A 19,428-nucleotide genomic window follows, 5' to 3' on the forward strand; every position below is an offset into this window, starting at 1 on the left:
TAAACACCTGTTAAAACCAAAAAGCAAGTGTAAAATATATATACAAATAATGTCTAATTTTTTTACACTTGTAAAATTGTAATGTATAACATTTGTAGTTTTAATGCATAAACCTTCCTCAACCCAAACAACTTTATAATGCAAAAAGGTAAAGTATTAATTGTAGATGATAACAAAAGTGTACTAAGTGCATTAGAGATTTTATTACAGTTTGAATATGAAAAAGTAGACACACTAGGAAATCCTAACTTATTATCTTCATTTGAAAATTTAAGTGATTATGACATTGTTCTGTTAGATATGAACTTTTCTGCCGGTGTAAATACTGGTAACGAAGGTTTGTATTGGAATAGAGAAATTAAAAAACGTGCTCCGCATATTTCTGTTATTATGATGACCGCCTATGGGGCAATAGACCTTGCTGTACAAGCTTTAAAAGAAGGTGCAACAGATTTTATTTTAAAACCGTGGAATAATGACAAACTGCTAGCCACATTAAAATCTGCATACCAATTACGCAAGTCTCAAAAAGAAGTTTCTAAATTAAAAGAGAAAGAGAGTTCTTTAAAACAGGTTATTAACCAAAATAAAAACTACATAATTGGCAACTCTAAAGCATTAACTTCTGTATTAAACTTGGTACAAAAAGTAGCTAAAACCGATGTAAATGTACTAGTTACTGGTGAAAACGGAACAGGAAAGGAATTAATTGCAAGAGAGTTACACAACTTATCTAACCGTAAAAATGAGGTTTTTATTGGTGTAGATATGGGCTCTATATCTGAAACCTTATTTGAAAGCGAACTTTTTGGACACACAAAAGGAGCTTTTACAGATGCCAAGGAAGACAGAGCTGGTAAGTTTGAAGCCGCAAATGGTGGAACTTTATTTTTAGATGAAATAGGTAATCTAAGCTTACAAACTCAGGCTAAATTACTATCTGCCATACAAAACAGAGTTGTAGTGCGTGTAGGCTCTAACAAACCAATACCTGTAGACATTAGGCTGGTTTGTGCTACAAATTGCAATTTAGAAAAAATGGTTGCAGATGGCTTGTTTAGAGAGGATTTATTGTACCGTATTAATACCATACACGTGCAAGTACCTGCACTAAGAGAGCGAGATGGTGATGTGTTAATTTTAGCTGAATTTTACTTGAACAAGTTTATGACCAAATATGGTAAGCTTGGTTTACGTATTAATAATCAGGCTCAAGAAAAATTACTTGCTTATAGCTGGCCTGGTAATATTAGAGAATTACAACACACTATGGAAAGGGCTGTTATTTTATGTGATGGAAATGTGCTTAAACCAACAGATTTTATTTTAAATGAAAAGGGAACTCCAACGTTAGATACTACTAATGTTACCTTATCTGAAATGGAATTGCTATTGATTAATGATGCTTTAAAAAAGCACGATGGTAATTATAGTGCCGCTGCAAACCAATTGGGCATATCTAGACAAACATTATATAACAAAATTAAAAAGACAGGAAATGGCGAGTAAAAGCTTCTATTTTCAATTAGTGTTAAGGGTTGTTTTTATTACACTTTCTGCTGTTGGACTAGCCTATTTTGGCTTACAAAAAAATTACATAGTTTCTGGTGCTTTTTTTATTGCATTAATTTTGCTTACCGTTTTTTTAATTAATTATGTAAACCATACCAACCGTAAAATTGCTTATTTTTTTCAGTCTATTAAAAATGAAGATTTTACACTACGCTTTCCTGAGTACGAAAATGTAAAATCTTTAAAAGAACTAAATCGTAGTCTTAATATGCTTAATGCTATGATTCATAAAATACACGTAAAAAATCAGGTTCAGGAAAAGTACTACCAAGAAATATTAAAACACGCTGATATTGGTATTTTAACTATAAATGATAAAGGACATATACTTTTTGCCAACCCAAGAGTAGAACATTTGTTAAACTACAAACCACTAAACCACATTAAGCAATTGCAGCAAGTAGATACTAATTTGTATAATTTATTTGCCAAACTAGAGCCTTTTCAGCGTAAATTAATAGAGTTAACAAACGAAAGAGAAAGAATACAACTTACTTTAAAATCTACTACCGTTACACTAGACAATAAAAACTTATTACTTGTTGTAGTACAAGATATACAAAGAGAACTAGAAGAAAAAGAAGCAGATTCTTGGGAAAAACTTATACGAGTTTTAACCCACGAAATTATGAATACTATAGCGCCAATAACATCAATATCTGAGTCTATTTTAAATTATTACAAAAAAGAAGACGGATTAATACCGCTTGAAGAATTAACCGAAAAGCACATACAAAATACCTCTAAAGGCTTAGCTGTTGTAAAAGAACAAGGAAATAATTTAATGGACTTTGTACAAAGCTACCGTAGCTTTTTAAGTATTCCGGCACCAGACAAAAGTCTTGTGAAAGCAGAACAATTAATACACAAAGTGTTTGTTTTAATAGACCAAGAAAACCAGAATACCAATATTAATTTTGCATCTAATTTAACAACAGAAAACTTAACCTTTTTTATAGATGAAAAACAAATTACACAGGTACTTTTAAACTTGTGTAAAAATGCAGTACAGTCTATAGGCGAACAAGAGAACGGAAATATTACTGTTACCGCTGGCATCACAGATGAAAAAGAAAAATTTATTACTGTTGCAGATAATGGTCCTGGTATACCTCCGGAATTAATAGATGAGATTTTTATTCCGTTTTTTACAACCAAAAATACCGGAACAGGAATTGGTCTTAGCTTGTCTAAACAAATATTAAGGCTACACGGCGGAAGCTTAAAATTAAGAAGTACTCCAAACCAAGAAACTGTTTTTACATTGTTGTTTTAAGTGTTGCTACTCTAAACTTGGCTTTTTACGATTTGCTTTTTTTAAGGCCGATTTCTTTTTAGTGTTCAATCGTTTTTCAATAGCAGACCTAGATGGTTTTGTCTTTTTGCGTTTTTTAGGCACAATTAGGGCCGACTTTATAAGCTCTAAAAAGCGTTTTATAGCCAAATCTTTGTTTTTATGCTGACTTCTAGAATCATCACACTGCAACAACAAAACATTTTCTTTTGTAAGCCTATTACTTAGTTTTAATAATAGTCGCTCTTTTTCTTTGTCTGTAACTGCTGTAGAGTTTTGCAAATCATACGTAAGCTCTATTTTAGTAGAAACTTTATTTACGTGCTGGCCACCAGCACCACTACTGCGCACTGCTTTAAATTGCAACTCCTGTACTATTTGTGCTGTATTCAAAACCTTATTCTATTCTTTTATTTATTATTTCTAAAGAAACATTTAAGAACACTTTTTTGCCTACTTCTATACTTTTAGGATGCGTAAAAAATAAGCTTTGCTCCTCTGTTACACCTTCCATTAAATAATAAGCTCCCATTGCATAGCTATTAATTACACGTACTTGTATTCCAGAAGTTTCAGATACCTTAAACTCGTGTGCATACACAACAATCTGTTTTTTTGTATCTGTATTCTCTTTTATAGTAGAAGCAGGAACTAAGTTTGCCTCTGCAAATAAACTTGCTATGTATAATGACTTTGGGTTGTTGTATAGTGTTTCTGTCTTTTCATTTGCAATTATTTCTTCATCTTTTATTACTAAAATACGATCTGCAAATGGCAGTACTTCTTTTTCATCATGTGTAGCAACAATACATGTAATTTTTTTCATTTTTAAGTAACCAAAAAGTCGCCTACGCAGACTATTTTTTCTAAAATTATCTATATGACTAAAGGGTTCGTCTAATAATAACAACTCTGGTTCTTGCGCTAATACTCTAGCCAAAGCAACACGTTGTTGCTGACCACCACTTAACAATTTCACTTTTGTTTTAGCAAAACTGGTCATTTCTAACATTTCTAAAAGCTCTTCTGTTCTTTCTTTTAGTTCTTCTGGATAAAAAACAGATAAGTACTGACTCACATTTTCTTCAACAGTAAGAAAAGGCATTAAGTCAAAATCCTGAGATAGGTATTTCATATACTTTTCTCCTGGAATTAAATTGTAATCTGGCCCTAAAACTTGGTTGTCTTTCCAAAAAATAGTCCCTTCCTTTAACTGAAGAAGACCATATATAATTTTTAAAAGTGTACTTTTTCCGCTGCCACTTTCTCCTAAAACTGCTAGGTATTCGCCTTCATTTACTGTAAAGTCTATGTTTTTTAAAACTGGCGTTGTGTTGTATGAAAATGATATATTGTTTACGTGTAACATAAATAGATAAAAAAATCCGTTTCTAGTAAGAAACGGATTTTTTTGAAATTAATAGTTCTTATTCTTTAAAATCTTTTAAAACTGCCTTATTTGGCAACTCTGTATATCCCATATTAAATAATGTAAATGCTTGTACATCTACCTGCTCATTAATTATAGCTTCGGTAGATTTACCCGCTCCGTGACCTGCGTTAATATCTATTCTAATTAATGTTGGGTTGTTACCAGATTGCTTTTCTTGCAACTCTGCCGCAAATTTAAAACTATGAGCAGGCACTACACGGTCGTCATGATCTCCTGTAGTTATTAAAGTTGCAGGGTATGCTACTCCCTTTTTAACATTGTGTACTGGTGAGTAGCCTAATAAATAATTAAACATTTCTTTGTTGTCTTCTGCTGTACCATAGTCATACGCCCAACCTGCACCTGCTGTAAATGTATGGTAGCGTAACATATCTAAAACACCTACTGCAGGCAATGCTACTTTAGCTAAATCTGGACGCTGCGTCATTGTTGCACCAACCAGTAAACCTCCGTTAGAGCCACCTCTAAGTGCCAAATACTCTGGTGTTGTATACTTGTTTTCTATTAAATACTCTGCTGCTGCAATAAAATCGTCAAAAACGTTTTGCTTTTGCTGCTTTGTACCTGCATCATGCCATTTTTTACCATACTCACCACCACCTCTTAAATTAGGTACTGCATATACTCCGCCTTGCTCCATCCATACAGCATTACTAATACTAAAACTAGGAGTTAAGCTTACATTAAAACCACCATATCCATAAAGTATAGTTGGGTTTTTACCGTTTAATTCTAATCCTTTTTTATAGGTAATTATCATTGGTATTTTTGTACCATCTTTAGAGGTATAAAATACTTGTTTAGACTCGTAATCTTCTGAGTTAAAATCTATGTTTGGACTCCAATATTGTTTGTATTTTCCTGTTTCTACATTATAGCTGTAAGATGATCCTGGTGTATTGTAGTTGGTAAAAGAAAAGTAAAACTCTTTTTCTTCTTTTTTACCTCCAAAACCTGAAGCTGTACCAACACCCGGAAGCTCAATAGTACGTACCAAATCTCCATTGTAATTATATTGTAATACTTTAGAAATAGCATCTACCATATAATTGGCAAAAAAGTAACCACCACCTGTACCTGCAGTAAGCACATTTTCAGTTTCTGGTATAAAATCTACCCAATTTTCTGGTGTTGGATTACTAAAATCTGTAACAACTACCTTTTGGTTAGGTGCGTTTAAGTTGGTTACTACATATAGCTTAGTGCCAACATTATCTATTACATAAGTATCAGATTTTGTGTGTTCAACTACTGTTTTTACCTCATTAGTTTCTAAGTCTTTTAAAAATAATTTATTGCCAGATGTAGATACTGCTGCTGTAATTTGCAAATATTTACCATCCTCGGTAACACTACCGCCAACATACCTATGTTTTTCTTCTGGTGTGCCTCCAAAAACCAGCTCATCTGCGCTTTGTGGTGTTTTTAGTTTATGGTAGTATAGTTTGTGCTGATCTGTTTTTGCAGACAACTCGCTCCCTTTTGGCTTGTCATAACTAGAGTAAAAGAAGCCCTCGTTACCTTTCCAAGATAAGCCACTAAATTTTACATCTACTAAGGTATCTTCTACTATATTTTTTGTTTTTGCGTCTAAAACAATTATTTTTCTCCAGTCGCTACCACCTTCAGATATTAAGTACGCTGCCAAAGAACCATCTTTAGAAAAACTTAAACCTGCTAATGATGTTGTACCATCTTCTGAAAACTTGTTAGGATCTAGAAAAACCTCTTCTTCGCCATCTTTTTTTCTATAGATTACGGATTGATTTTGTAATCCATTATTTTTTGAAAAATAGGTGTAATCTCCTTCCTTATAAGGAGCTCCTAGTTTCTCATAATTCCAAAGTTTTTCTAATCTTTGTTTTAGGCTTTCTCTAAACGGAATTTGATCTAAATACCCAAAGGTTGTATTATTTTGCTCTTTAACCCAAGACTCTGTTTCTGTACTGCGGTCATCTTCTAACCAGCGGTAAGGATCTGCTACAGTTGTGCCAAAATAATTTGTAACTGTATCTACCTTTTTGGTTGATGGATATGAGATCATAATTGCTTCTTTTTTTGAGGGTGATTTACAAGCTACAAAAGTAATAGCCGTAAAAATAAATATGCTTAAATGTTTCATAAGAATTTGTTTATTTTAGGTTGATAAAACTTAACTGTTTTGTGTAACAGTTTTTATTTTGCTTTTGCCAATGCCATTTTTATGGCAAGTCCGGTTAATACAGAAGCCATAAACCACTTCTGTATTCTTAACCATATTGGCTTTTTGGAGAACCAACTTGCCATTTTAGCAGCTGATATGACAATCAAAAAATTAACTGAAAAACTTATTATTATTTGTATAATTCCAAGTTGAAAACTTTGACCTAATATAGAGCCATATTTAGGTTTTATAAATTGAGGAAAAAATGAAAGATAAAATACTGCCATTTTAGGGTTCAATATATTTGTTAAAAAACCAATATTAAAGAGTTTAAGAGGTTTGTCTGATTTAAGACCTTGGTCAGCGTCAAATATTTTGTTTTTGGATTTAACAGTTTTATAAGCTAAATATAATAAATAAGCTACTCCAAGAAATTTAACCACTATAAATGCATATGGAACCGCAAAAAATATTGCCGTAAGTCCAAAAGACACCATAAGTATATGAAATAAAAATCCGCACATTACTCCTAAAAGAGAAATGACTCCAGCTTTTTTTCCTTGCGATAAAGACCTTGAGATTAAATAAATCATATTTGGACCAGGCGAAAGCACCATTATCAATGCCGCTAATCCAAATATTAGTAAATCATTAATTGGTATCATATTTTTTGGCTTTAAGCTGTTGCAAACTATATCACATTTAGCGCTTTATGTTTTTAAAAATAATACAAAAAAACCTTTAAGAAGAATTCTTCTTAAAGGTTTTTATTTTTGTGTTAGGGATTGTAATGAAAATCCTTTTTTATTTTTCTTAAAAAAGATTGCAATGTAAAGCCCGCCCGTTAGGAACACCCAAAACTAAAACTGCGTATTACAGTAACTTATTATTGTTAAGGTATTCTGCAATTTGCACTGCATTTGTTGCTGCTCCTTTACGTAGGTTATCTGCAACTATCCACATATTTAATGTGTTTGCTTGCGACTCATCTCTACGTATACGCCCTACAAAAACATCGTCTTTATTATGTGCGTAAACTGGCATTGGGTAGGTGTTTGTATCTGGATTATCTTGTACAACTACGCCTGCTGTTTTGCTTAATACTTGCCTTACCTCGCTAACGTCTGCATCATTATAAAACTCTACGTTTACAGACTCTGAGTGGCCACCTGCTGTTGGTATACGTACTGCTGTTGCTGTTAATGAGAAGGTACGGTCGTTAAATATTTTTTGTGGTTCACGAGATAGTTTCATCTCTTCTTTTGTGTAGCCGTTATCCATAAAAACGTCACAATGTGGTAACGCATTTCTGCTAATTGGATAAGGATAAGCCATTTCTCCTTTTATGCCAGCCGTTTCATTTTCTAATTGCTTTACAGCTTTTACGCCTGTACCTGAAACAGATTGGTAGGTAGAAACTACTACACGTTTCATTTTATATTTTTTATGCAAAGGTGCCAAAACCATTACCAACTGTATGGTAGAGCAGTTTGGATTTGCAATAATTTTATCTTCTTTGGTTAGTTCACTTGCATTAATTTCTGGAACTATTAATTTTTTTGTAGGATCCATACGCCACGCAGAAGAGTTGTCTACTACGGTTGTGCCTACTTCTGCAAATTTTGGAGCCCATTCTAAAGAGGTGTCTCCGCCTGCAGAAAAAATTGCTAAATCTGGTTTTGCTGCAACAGCATCTGCCAAGCCAATAACGGTATGTTCTTTGCCGTTATAGGTCATTTTTTTACCTACAGAACGTTCTGAGGCTACTAATAATAACTCTGTTAATGGAAAATTACGTTCTTGTAATACGTTAAGCATTACTTCTCCTACCATTCCTGTGGCACCAACTACGGCTACTTTCATTTTTATAATATTTAGAATAACAAATGTAGTTTAATGTAGTTTAACCGCCAAGCAAGTTTTAATAGAATAAAATAAATATAACAAATTGTTTTATTTATAACATTTTAAAAAAGAAATAAAAAAACCGCCAAGCTTACTGGTAAGCTTAGCGGCTTTATATAGTTATTAGGGAATTACTTTTTTAGTAAGTCTCTAATTTGTGCTAATAACTCTTCTTGTGTTGGTCCTGCTGGTGCAGCTGGAGCCGGAGGAGTTTTTGTTTTGTTGTAAGCTTTTACGATTAAGAACAACACAAAACCAACAATAATAAGGTTAATTATAGCATTAATCCATTTACCATATAATATTGCGTTTTCTGGCTTAGTAACAGTACCATCTGTAGCAACTACTGCTTCATCTAGAACAACTTTCATATCTGCAAAATCAATTCCTCCAGAGAAGTGACCTACAAGAGGCATCATAATATCGCTAACGAAACCGCTAACTACAAGCCCCATTGCACCTGCCAATAATACTGCAACCGCTAAGTCTATAACGTTGCCAGTCATAATAAAATTCTTAAATTCTTTAAACATGTTTAGTGTATTTATTTAGTTAATACCTGCAATATACTAAAAATTACAGTTTCTTAAAATTATCTTAAAAAATAAAAACTCGGTTAACACGCTGTGATATTCCCGTTACCAATTCATAAGAGATTGTACCTGCTGCTGTAGCTAATGCATCTGCAGTATGCACTTCATTAAAAACAATAACCTCATCGCCTTCTTTACAGTTTATATTGGTTACGTCTACCATAATCATATCCATACAGGTATTGCCAACTATTGGTGCTTTTTTGCCGTTAATAAATACAAATCCTTTTTGGTTGCCATAAATTCTATAAATACCATCTGCGTGACCTAAAGGTAGTGTTGCTGTTACCATTTTATGGGTGGCTTTGTATGCCATATTATACCCTACGCTTTGGTTTGGGTCTAGGTTATGCAACTGAGAAATTACTGTTTTTAAACTAGCTATTGGTTTTAAATACACATCATACTTTGCATCGTTACCAAAACCATACAACCCTATACCACTACGTACCATATTAAAGTGAGCGTCTGGATAATTTAAAATACCAGATGTATTGCACATGTGTTTTATAGGTGAATAGCCAAGTAAACCATCTAGTGTGTTACTTATACTTTTAAACTTTTGTATTTGCTGCTCTGTAAACTCTTTTTCTGTTAAATCTTCTGACGCTGCCATATGAGAAAAAGCAGAAGCAACTTTAATTGTTGTTGTTTCTTGTATTTTTTGAACAATTTGTGGCACATCAGCCTTTAAAAAACCCAACCTATTTAATCCTGTATTAAATTTTAAATGTACAGGATAATCTTCTTTATTTATTGATGAAGTATATTTTATAAACTGATCTAAAATTCTGGCAGAATAAATACTTGGCTCTAAATTATAAGCCACAATTTCTTCAAAATTTACTTCTTGCGGATGCAGTACTAATATAGGTGTTTGTATGCCTGCTTTGCGTATTGCAACACCTTCACTAGTATATGCAACAGCTAAATAATCTGCTCCTAGTTCTGTAATTTTTTTGGCAATTTGCACTTGATCACTACCATATGCAAATGCTTTAACCACAGCCAAAAACATTGTGTTTGGTGCTAGTTTAGATTTTAGGTATTTGTAGTTTTGCTCTAAATAATTTAAGTTAATTTCTAGAACAGTTTCTGTTGCCTTAGGCATTACTATCTTTTTTTGGGTCTTTTATTTGCTCTGCGTCTACGTCTATAGTTTTTACCTTTTCTTTAAGCATTGCTTTGTAATATGCTGCTCTACTTAGTGGCTCATACTCTTCGGTTTCACCTAGCATTACTAAATTATCATTATTAGATTTTCTAAAACTATAATTGGCTAAGTTACCCGTACGTGTACAAATTGCATGCACTTTAGTTACATACTCGGCTGTAGCCATTAAGGCTGGCATTGGCCCAAATGGATTTCCTTTAAAGTCCATATCTAAACCTGCTACCAAAACACGTATGCCTTTGTTAGCTAAATCATTACAAACTGTAACAATTTCGTCATCAAAAAACTGAGCTTCATCTATACCTACAACATCACAACCATCTGCCAACAACCGTATATTTGCAGCAGCAGGCACAGGCGTAGACCTTATTTCATTAGCATCATGAGACACTACCATTTCTTCATGGTAGCGCGTATCTACAATAGGCTTAAAAATTTCAACTTTTTGCTTTGCAAACTGCGCACGTTTAAGTCTTCTAATTAATTCTTCTGTCTTACCAGAGAACATAGATCCGCAAATAACCTCTATCCAGCCAAATTGTTCTTTGGGGTTAACCGTATTTTCAAGAAACATTTTGTATTTTTAGACGAAAATAAAGCGTTTTTCGTTCTTATTTAGTAGATCGATTAAAATTATTGAAAATTTTAACCAGATAAGGTTTTAAAATATTAGGGAGATGAAGGAAAAATTAAAACAAGAATTAATGAAAATGTCTACGGACATACTAACTTCCAATGAATTAGATAATATTTCTGATTTATATGAAACTGCTAAAGAGTTATATGAGAAATTAGCAGTACTAAAATTTATTGAAGAAAAATTACACGACGTAGAAGTAGATGTTACAAAAAATATTATTGCAGAAAAATTTGAAAAATTAGCAAACGCTGTAATTTATGAGAATACATCTGTACCAGAAAGTAATCCTCACCAAGAAGATATTATTACTCCTGGGATTAATACCATTATGGATATGATGCCAGAAATGGGTGAGCCAATACCTACAGATGATATGCTTAATGAGTTTGCACAAAAACCTGAGTACGCTAAAAACGACCAAGAACTTTTTGTACCAGATACTAAAACTGCTGCTACACAAGAAAAAACAGCAAGTAAAATTGTAAATGGAGAAATAAAAATTGGTTTAAATGACAGACTTGCTTTTGTAAAACACCTATTTAATAATAGTAATGAAGATTACCAAAGAGTATTGTCTCAGCTTAGTACTATAGATACCGAGGAGCGTTCTGTTTCATTTATAAATAATATGGTAAAACCAGATTATAACAATTGGATAGGAAAAGAAGAGTATGAAGAACGTTTTATGGCAATTATTGAACGTAAATTTGCATAAAACTTTTTTATGAATAGTACTAAAATACTTTATTGGATTGGCACATTATTGCTTACTGCAATTATGTGCTTTTCTGTTTACAACTATTTTTTTAACCACAATGCCATATCTGGGTATTTTACACACTTAGGCTACCCTACATATTTGATATACCCACTAGCAATTGCTAAAATTTTGGGCTTAGTAGCTATTTGGGGTAATTTTTCTAAAACACTTAAAGAGTGGGCTTACTTTGGTTTTTTCCTAAATACAACAATGGCATTTGCCGCACATTATATTACAGATAATGGTGGTTACCTATTTGCTGCTATAGCCTTTGTAGGTGCTGCACTATCTTACTACTTTGGTAAAAACCAAAGACCTTAATTATACTTTTTACAATGGGAAAATTATATTTGGTACCAACACCAATTGGTAACTTAGAGGATATTACTTTTAGAGCTATTAAAGTTTTAAAAGAAGTAGATTTAATTTTAGCTGAAGACACACGTACTAGCGGAAAACTATTACATCATTTTGAGATAGACACGCAAATGCACAGCCACCATATGCATAACGAGCATAAAACGGTAGACGGCATTGTTAAACGCATACAAGCAGGAGAAAATATTGCTTTAATTTCTGATGCAGGAACTCCTGCCATATCAGATCCTGGTTTTTTATTAACTCGTGCTTGTGTAGAAAATAATTTAGAGGTAGACTGCCTACCAGGAGCTACAGCTTTTGTGCCAGCACTGGTTAATAGCGGATTACCTAATGATAAATTTGTTTTTGAGGGTTTTTTACCCGTTAAAAAAGGAAGACAAACACGTTTAAAGCTATTGGCTGAAGAAACCAGAACTATTATTTTTTATGAGTCGCCACACAAGCTTATTAAAACTTTAGGACATTTTGTGGAATATTTTGGCACAGACAGGCCCGTTTCTGTTTCTAGGGAACTTACTAAAATGTTTGAAGAAACAATACGTGGTACTGCACAAGAAGTTTTAGAACACTACACAGCAAAACCTCCTAAAGGGGAAATTGTGATTATTGTTGGTGGTAAAAAATAAAACCAAAAAACCTGTAAGTCTCATTTGTATGTATAAAAAAATTATATCACTCCTAATCTTTATAGCTTTTACAGCTTGCAAAACTAGACCTACAACTACTATTACAAACAAAGTAGAAACAAAAAATACTACTGTAGACTATAGCAAATTAGTTGTTAATGAGTTTACAGGAGACTTAGCTTACAACACTACCGCCTTTGTAGAAAAGTATTGGCGTGTAGTAGGTAATACTGGTTTTAACAAAAGCATACATAAAGTTGCTGAAGAGCTAGAAAAGGCTGGTTTTATTAAAGAAGAAAAGGCGAATAGCTCTACCATTTTAACTTATAGAATAGAAGAAAGGCCATTAAAAAAACCTACTTGGGAATCTGTAGCTGCTAGCCTAACAATACAAGGTGAAAAATTGCCTTTATTGCAAAATAGCACCAATAGTAATATGATTGCTTTAAACTCTTACAGCACACCAAAAAAAGGTGTAACAGCAGAGGTGATTTATATTGCAGATGTTTCTAAACTAAAAGATACTAACGTAAAAGGTAAAATTGTTTTTGTAGAAACTAGTCCGGCTAGAGTTTTTAATACTGCCGTAGTTAAAGGTGGCGCAGCAGGAATATTATCATACAGCAACCCAAGCTATTTACAACCAGAAAAAAACACAACATCTATACAGTTTAGGTCTATACCACAAAATAAAGATGTTAAAGGCTGGGCAATAGCACTGTCTTACGACGCCAGACAAAGACTTAAAAAGAAATTGCAAAAAGAAAAAGTAATTGTTACTGCAAATATTAAAACCAACATTTACCCATCTACAGAATTAACGTTAGTTGCAGATATTAAAGGAGCAGTTGCCCCAGAACAAAGACTTGTATATAGCGCACACGTACAAGAACCTGGTGCAAACGATAATGCTACAGGTGTTGGCGTTGCTTTAGAGATGGCCACATTAACAGCAAAATTTATTAAAGAAGGTAAATTAAGCCCAAAAAGAACATTAACCTTTTTATGGGGAGATGAAATTGTATCTACCAGAAGGTATGTGCAAGAAGATAAAGCAAGAGCTAAAAATATAAAATGGGGAATTAGTTTAGATATGGTTGGCGAAAATACCGCTATTACAGGAGGTTCGTTTTTAATTGAAAAAATGCCAGATCCAAGTGCAATTTGGACAAGAGGAAACGATAAACATACAGAATGGGGCGGCAGCGTTTTGTCTTTAGAACAAATGAAACCACATTATTTAAATGATTTTGTACTAAAAATATTTAAAGAACAAGGCAAACGTACAAACTGGGAGGTAAATACAAATCCTTATGAAGGCGGTAGTGACCATACCCCGTTTTTAGCTGCAGATATTCCTGGAGTATTATTTTGGCATTTTACAGATCAATTTTATCACACAGATAATGACAGACTAGATAAGGTTTCTAAAACTACACTTAAAAACGTAGGCACAGCAGCTTTAATTAGTGCTTATACTCTTTTAAACGCAAATAAACATACCGCAAAAATTATTATTTCTGATATTGAAAAAGCTGCTATTACTCGCCTAAACGAAGAGCTAAAACAAGGAAAGCTAGCATTAGCAAAAGGAGGTAAACTACAAACACAAATAAACATTATAAATGCTTGGCAAAATTGGTATACTAAAGCTATTAAATCAACTTTAGATATGGTTACTAGCACATCATCCATAAATACTACCATTGTTAATGCCCAAGCAACAATAAAGCTAACTGCAGAACATTGCATTGCTGAGCTAAAAAGGTAAGAGCTTCCCTTCTTATTTTTTCACTGTAAAACGGGATAAACATATTAAAAATCAATTATACTTTTACCATATGACTTTAGATCAATTTAAAGAAAAACTAAAAAACAACCCAACTACTATTGCTTTTACAGATACAATGCAGGTTATTGAAGATAATTACACCTTTACACCAACTGCTTTTAAAAATGGCAGCTTAGAGAATAAAGAGGGTGAAAACTCTGGTTCTTGTAAATTGTTTGCTTTTGCTTTAAAACAAGAATTATCCAAAGAAGAAACTTTGGCTTGTTTTGGAGATTACTATAGAAAAGATGTGTTACAAGACCCGGAGGGAAACGGACACTTAAACATTAGAAATTTTATAAAAACTGGTTTTAGCGGCTTAGCTTTTGATACTGAAGCTTTAATAAAAAAATAAAGATGAAAATCAATTTTAAAGCAATTAACTATACCATATTATTTGCTTTTAGTGTAAGCATATTAAGTTGTAAAAGCAATACACAAGAAAGTACTACCGAAAAAAGCTCGGTTTTACCAAATGGTATGCGATTAACTGTTTTTAAAACCAATAAAGACAAAACATCTATAGGTATATTAACAGGCACAAATTACGGTACTACGCACACCTACAAATACAATGTTTTACTACATGAACCAGATGTTAACTGGAGTTTGGGCAGCGGAGAACCTAAAAACTTTTTGTTTTGTAAAGACACTATTTATATACACTACGTAAATAAAAACAACTACCCTATAACTGTTACCGATTCTGTTACAAACTCCACCACTACAAAAAACAATTATAAGATGGAAAGTATGTATCAAAAGCACGTTGATAACAGGTACTTTTTTAATCTTTTTGGTGATGATTTCTGGTTAGATGTTTCCCCTAAACGCTACAACGAAATTAAAAATTCTTGTGAAGAATATGCCATTCCTAATGATGGTGAACTTACTGTTACAAGCAAATAGGACATCAATCTAAAACAATAAAACCCCACCAAAATGGCAGGGCTTATAAATAGTATGCGGGTTTCTTTTTAGTAAGCACTTCCGTTGTGTTTACCTTCTTCCCAACCGTGTTTACCTAAATATTGATTTCCACTTTCTACAGCGCCTTCTTCAATAGAAGTTCCCATAGAGTCATTCCATCTATTTAAATATCCAAATAAAGAAATAACACCTAACATTTCTACAATTTCACCTTCGTTCCAATACTTGTATAAATTCTCTTTAATTTCTGCATTTACAGCATTTGGCACTTGAGATGCTGCTAAAGAAAAATCTAGGGCTGCACGTTCTGCATCAGAAAAAGCAGCGTGAGTTCTGTACTCCCAAATATTATCTAACTGCTCTTGCTCTGCTCCGTAACGTTCTGCTGCTCTAATAGCATGTGCTTGGCAATATCTACAACCAGTAGCGTTACTACTAACCCAAGCAATCATACGTTTTAATGCAGATGTTACATTACCCTCATTAGCCATAACAGCTTTATTTAAGTTTATAAAAGCCTTGGATATTGCTGGTCTGTGCTGCATTGTTAAAACAGAATTAGGACAAAAGCCTAAGGTCTCATTAAAAAATTCTGCCAATTCTTTTGTTTCAGAATCGTGATTAGGATCTAAAGGGTTTACTAAAGCCATAGTTATTTTTATATTTAGTTGTATTTTTGAATCTACAAGAAACGAAAAAAAATTATGAGTACAACAAATCATATTACAACCAAATGGTTGGGCAACATGGCTTTTGAAAGTAACAACCCGTCTGGGAATAACTTAACTATAGATATTGCCAAAGAAGATGGTGGTGACGGGCAAGGTTACAGACCTAAAGCGCTTATGCTTGCTGGCTTAGCAGGTTGTTCTGGTTTAGACGTTGCATCTTTAATGAAAAAAATGAAGTTAGATGTAGATGAGTTTACAATTGAAACTATTGCAAACTTAACAGATGAGCACCCTAAGTATTATGATGCTGTTACTATAGAATACCATTTTCACGGCAGTAATTTAGATGAAAAAAAATTGCAACGTGCGGTAGATTTATCAGTTGAAAAATACTGTGGTGTTATGGAAATGTTTAGACGTTTTGCAACATTAGATATTAAAACTATTTTTCATCACGCTTAAATTAACTGTTGAAGATTATAAACTAAAGTTCAAAAAAAATAAGTTTAAAGTTCTTTTATCTTGACTCTTGCATCTTAACTCTTAAATACAAAAAACACTACATGCGCTGGACCATAAAACCTAAACCTGATGCTGCTAAAGTAGCCGAACTACAAAATGCATTGCAGGTTGATGAAATTGTGGCTAAACTATTACTACAACGCGGTATAACAACTTTTGAAGAGGCTAAAAAATACTTTAGACCACAACTATCAGATTTACACGACCCATATTTATTAAAAGATATGGATTTGGCTATTGCTCGTATAGAGCAAGCTATTGCCAATGAAGAAAATATTATGGTTTTTGGCGATTATGATGTAGATGGCACAACTTCTGTTGCGTTAGTATCATCTTATTTACAAAGTTACTACCCTAATGTTACTACTTATATTCCGGATAGATATAAAGAAGGTTATGGTGTGTCTTATGCCGGTATTGACTATGCAGATGATAATGATATTAGTCTAATTATTGCATTAGATTGTGGTGTAAAAGCGGTAGATAAAGTTGCTTATGCAAAAGAAAAAGGTGTAGATTTTATTATTTGTGACCACCACAGACCTGGTGCTACGTTACCAAATGCTGTTGCTGTTTTAGATGCCAAAAGGAACGATTGCAATTACCCGTATGATGAGCTTTGTGGTTGTGGTGTTGGTTTTAAATTGATACAAGCTTTAGGTAGCAAAAGAGGGCAAACTATAGAGGATTTAGTACCTTATTTAGACTTGGTTGCTACAGCAATTGGTGCAGATATTGTCCCTATTACTGGCGAAAATAGGGTGCTTGCCTATTATGGATTACAGGTTATTAATAGTACGCCTAGAGCTGGTTTTAAAGCTATTATAAATCAGATAAAAAAAGATGTACTTACCATTACAGATGTTGTTTTTGTAATTGCACCTCGTATAAATGCTGCAGGGCGTATGGTACACGGTTTGCACGCTGTTAATTTACTAACCGAAACAAATTTGGAGCAGGCAGAAGAATTTGCTGCTGCCATTGAACAGTACAATGCAGATAGGCGAGAACTAGACCAAGAAATTACCAAAGAAGCTTTAGTACAAATTACAGATAACAAAGAAGAAAAACATTTTACCTCTGTAGTTTATAATGAAAATTGGCACAAAGGTGTTATTGGCATTGTAGCATCTAGACTAACAGAAACGTATTACAGACCTACTTTAGTTTTCACTAAAAGTGGCGAAAAACTAGCTGCATCTGCACGCTCTGTAAAAGGTTTTGATGTTTACAATGCACTTGAAGCTTGTGCAGACCACATAGAACAATTTGGAGGCCATAAATATGCTGCTGGTTTAACCTTATCTGAAGCACAGTATGATGGGTTTAAAAAAGAATTTGAAAAAGTTGTTACAAAAACTATAGACCCCAACCTTTTAACTCCTGAAATTACTATAGATGCAGAGCTTAATTTTAATGAAATAAGTCCAAAATTAATGCGAATTATTAAACAAATGGAACCTTTTGGCCCTGGTAATATGTCGCCTGTATTTATGGCAGAAAACCTACAAGACACAGGTTATGCCAAAGGCGTAGGGCAAGAAAAAGCGCATTTAAAATTAGCTGCTGTACAAAACGGTTCTAGCCCAATTGGAGCTATTGGTTTTAATTTAGGTAATAAATTGCCTTTAGTACAAAACAAAAAGCCTTTTAGCGCTGTTTTTTCTTTAGACGAAAATGAGTGGCAAGGGGTTGTTAGCTTACAATTAAAACTTAGGGATATTAGATAAAAAAGCCCAAACACAAATTAAATGCTTGGACTTTTTAGAAAAAAACTAACTCAAAACTTAACTTTGCTATTAACTCCTTTATTAGGGGTAAATAATTGTTTATTCTTTTACTTTAATAATGAATACACAAACTCTGGGTGACCACGTTCACCATCTGCATTTGTAAGTGCTAAAAACTTAATTTTGTATAGGTTTCCGTCGGTATCAGACATCACATAAAAAACATTATCTTTTAAAGAAGGTAGAGCGCCTGGTCCACCACCATTTCTCCAACTACTTCCTACACCTCTTTGGTCATTAATAAATTTAGAAGCATCAACATTTGCTAACGTAAAGTTGTCATAATTTAAATCGGTTTCAACTTCTGTATCTATCATATATACTTGTGCATTGGCTTTTGCGTTATTAACCACAAAATCAGAATACCCATAAGACCCATAACCTTCTATCTCATTAGTGAAAACAGTAAAATTTAAATCCCAATTCTCTTTTTCTGGTTCAACAGTAACTTCTGTCTCTGTATCAAAACTAAAAAATGTAAAATTATGGTCGCCATTTTTAGAAATGGCTACTTCTTTATGTGTTGTATCATCTAAATCTGCATATTGTAAAACATAATTACTACCATTTCTTAGAATTCTAATTTTTTTCCAGCCTCTAGACTCTCCACTAACAGCAACACTACCTGTACCAGGAACTTCTGTACCAACTTTAAAACCTAAGTTTACAAGGTATACTGAGTTATTGGCATCTGTACTAGAAATTTCATCTAAAGCAGTTTCTAAAATGTTACCATCTGGGGCATCAACAAATTCAGAATTTGCAGGATCAAAAGTACCAATAGCTACCTGTGGCTGTAAATCTTTAATTTCTTGTGAAGTGGAGTTTATAGCATCAATATCTATAACAGAAAGTTTAGCTGTTGCCATATATATTGAACCATTAAGCACTACTCTAAAATTTTCACCAGAGAAAAATCCTAAATCCCAAGTATCTCTTTGTACTACTGAAGATGTATTGGCACTTAAATCTACATATACTTGGTTTGGCTCGTTTGGTCCTCCTACATTTGGAGCTATTGACGCTCCTTCTATAACAACTTTAATAGCTTCGCCAGGCTCGTCATCCTTACTACAGCTAGTAAAAGCTATAACTGTAGCACATAGTGTAATAGTTAAAAATTTGTTTAACATAATTGTAATT

The 19,428-nt window shown here is 33.3% G+C and carries 20 protein-coding genes; 10 read left to right on the top strand and 10 right to left on the bottom strand.

Going from position 1 to position 19,428, the window contains the following annotated elements; genetic code table 11:
• The first annotated feature begins 138 nt into the window (after window positions 1-138).
• Both KLA_RS14960 and KLA_RS14965 read left to right on the top strand, forming a co-directional pair.
• The gene (locus tag KLA_RS14960; RefSeq protein ID WP_034646713.1) at window positions 139-1,509 is read left to right on the top strand and encodes a sigma-54-dependent transcriptional regulator; all 1,371 of its coding nucleotides are present in this window, start codon (window positions 139-141) and stop codon (window positions 1,507-1,509) included.
• Complete coding sequence (locus KLA_RS14965) at window positions 1,499-2,848, top strand: sensor histidine kinase (RefSeq protein WP_034646715.1); 1,350 nt, start codon at window positions 1,499-1,501, stop codon at window positions 2,846-2,848. Before KLA_RS14960 ends, KLA_RS14965 begins: the two co-directional genes overlap by 11 nt.
• A gap of 6 nt (window positions 2,849-2,854) precedes the next feature.
• On the opposite strand, the gene arfB is transcribed toward KLA_RS14965, so the two are convergent.
• From arfB to KLA_RS15005, 8 genes are all read right to left on the bottom strand, one after another.
• Window positions 2,855-3,259, bottom strand: coding sequence for an alternative ribosome rescue aminoacyl-tRNA hydrolase ArfB (arfB, locus tag KLA_RS14970; RefSeq protein WP_034646716.1), 405 nt, complete (start codon window positions 3,257-3,259; stop codon window positions 2,855-2,857).
• A gap of 4 nt (window positions 3,260-3,263) precedes the next feature.
• On the bottom strand, window positions 3,264-4,235 hold the full coding sequence (locus KLA_RS14975) for an ABC transporter ATP-binding protein (RefSeq protein WP_034646717.1): 972 nt from the start codon (window positions 4,233-4,235) through the stop codon (window positions 3,264-3,266).
• 58 nt (window positions 4,236-4,293) lie between these two features.
• The gene (locus tag KLA_RS14980) at window positions 4,294-6,441 is read right to left on the bottom strand and encodes a prolyl oligopeptidase family serine peptidase (RefSeq protein WP_034646718.1); all 2,148 of its coding nucleotides are present in this window, start codon (window positions 6,439-6,441) and stop codon (window positions 4,294-4,296) included.
• Window positions 6,442-6,494: 53 nt separating this feature from the next.
• Window positions 6,495-7,127 carry a LysE family translocator gene (locus tag KLA_RS14985; protein ID WP_013620756.1) on the bottom strand — a complete coding sequence of 211 codons (633 nt, stop codon included), beginning with the start codon at window positions 7,125-7,127 and terminating at the stop codon, window positions 6,495-6,497.
• Between the two features lie 208 nt (window positions 7,128-7,335).
• Window positions 7,336-8,325 carry an aspartate-semialdehyde dehydrogenase gene (locus KLA_RS14990; RefSeq protein ID WP_034646719.1) on the bottom strand — a complete coding sequence of 330 codons (990 nt, stop codon included), beginning with the start codon at window positions 8,323-8,325 and terminating at the stop codon, window positions 7,336-7,338.
• A gap of 173 nt (window positions 8,326-8,498) precedes the next feature.
• Window positions 8,499-8,900 (bottom strand): large conductance mechanosensitive channel protein MscL, encoded by a 402-nt coding sequence (gene mscL / locus KLA_RS14995; RefSeq protein WP_013620758.1) that lies wholly within the window; start codon window positions 8,898-8,900, stop codon window positions 8,499-8,501.
• A gap of 64 nt (window positions 8,901-8,964) precedes the next feature.
• The gene (alr, locus tag KLA_RS15000) at window positions 8,965-10,071 is read right to left on the bottom strand and encodes an alanine racemase (protein WP_034646720.1); all 1,107 of its coding nucleotides are present in this window, start codon (window positions 10,069-10,071) and stop codon (window positions 8,965-8,967) included.
• Complete coding sequence (locus KLA_RS15005; RefSeq protein WP_013620760.1) at window positions 10,064-10,708, bottom strand: thymidine kinase; 645 nt, start codon at window positions 10,706-10,708, stop codon at window positions 10,064-10,066. The genes alr and KLA_RS15005 overlap by 8 nt, the downstream gene beginning before the upstream one ends.
• A gap of 103 nt (window positions 10,709-10,811) precedes the next feature.
• Here KLA_RS15005 and KLA_RS15010 point away from each other — a divergent pair, with 103 nt between their 5' ends.
• The 6 genes from KLA_RS15010 to KLA_RS15035 all read left to right on the top strand — a co-directional run bounded on the left by KLA_RS15010 (window position 10,812) and on the right by KLA_RS15035 (window position 15,281).
• Window positions 10,812-11,489: a hypothetical protein gene (locus KLA_RS15010; protein ID WP_013620761.1), complete on the top strand. Its 678-nt coding sequence runs from the start codon at window positions 10,812-10,814 to the stop codon at window positions 11,487-11,489.
• A gap of 9 nt (window positions 11,490-11,498) precedes the next feature.
• The gene (locus KLA_RS15015) at window positions 11,499-11,855 is read left to right on the top strand and encodes a DoxX family protein (protein WP_013620762.1); all 357 of its coding nucleotides are present in this window, start codon (window positions 11,499-11,501) and stop codon (window positions 11,853-11,855) included.
• Window positions 11,856-11,869: 14 nt separating this feature from the next.
• Window positions 11,870-12,541 carry a 16S rRNA (cytidine(1402)-2'-O)-methyltransferase gene (gene rsmI / locus KLA_RS15020; protein WP_013620763.1) on the top strand — a complete coding sequence of 224 codons (672 nt, stop codon included), beginning with the start codon at window positions 11,870-11,872 and terminating at the stop codon, window positions 12,539-12,541.
• Between the two features lie 28 nt (window positions 12,542-12,569).
• Window positions 12,570-14,312 (top strand): M28 family peptidase, encoded by a 1,743-nt coding sequence (locus tag KLA_RS15025; protein ID WP_034646721.1) that lies wholly within the window; start codon window positions 12,570-12,572, stop codon window positions 14,310-14,312.
• 70 nt (window positions 14,313-14,382) lie between these two features.
• Window positions 14,383-14,727 carry a HopJ type III effector protein gene (locus tag KLA_RS15030; RefSeq protein WP_034646722.1) on the top strand — a complete coding sequence of 115 codons (345 nt, stop codon included), beginning with the start codon at window positions 14,383-14,385 and terminating at the stop codon, window positions 14,725-14,727.
• Between the two features lie 2 nt (window positions 14,728-14,729).
• On the top strand, window positions 14,730-15,281 hold the full coding sequence (locus tag KLA_RS15035; RefSeq protein ID WP_034646724.1) for a hypothetical protein: 552 nt from the start codon (window positions 14,730-14,732) through the stop codon (window positions 15,279-15,281).
• Window positions 15,282-15,349: 68 nt separating this feature from the next.
• Here the strand turns inward: KLA_RS15035 and KLA_RS15040 are convergent, their stop codons facing one another.
• Complete coding sequence (locus tag KLA_RS15040) at window positions 15,350-15,952, bottom strand: carboxymuconolactone decarboxylase family protein (RefSeq protein WP_013620767.1); 603 nt, start codon at window positions 15,950-15,952, stop codon at window positions 15,350-15,352.
• 54 nt (window positions 15,953-16,006) lie between these two features.
• Between KLA_RS15040 and KLA_RS15045 the strand changes: the two genes are divergently transcribed.
• A complete protein-coding gene (locus KLA_RS15045; RefSeq protein ID WP_013620768.1) occupies window positions 16,007-16,435 on the top strand; it encodes an OsmC family protein in 429 nt (142 codons plus the stop codon).
• A 101-nt stretch (window positions 16,436-16,536) separates the two neighbouring features.
• Window positions 16,537-18,225 (top strand): single-stranded-DNA-specific exonuclease RecJ, encoded by a 1,689-nt coding sequence (gene recJ / locus KLA_RS15050; protein ID WP_034646726.1) that lies wholly within the window; start codon window positions 16,537-16,539, stop codon window positions 18,223-18,225.
• A 107-nt stretch (window positions 18,226-18,332) separates the two neighbouring features.
• On the opposite strand, the gene KLA_RS15055 is transcribed toward recJ, so the two are convergent.
• Entirely contained in the window at window positions 18,333-19,418 is a 1,086-nt protein-coding gene (locus KLA_RS15055) for an HmuY family protein (RefSeq protein ID WP_034646728.1), read from the bottom strand.
• Window positions 19,419-19,428: the final 10 nt, after the last annotated feature.

This window comes from Cellulophaga geojensis KL-A, from assembly GCF_000568425.1.
Taxonomy (GTDB): Bacteria; Bacteroidota; Bacteroidia; order Flavobacteriales; family Flavobacteriaceae; genus Cellulophaga; species Cellulophaga lytica.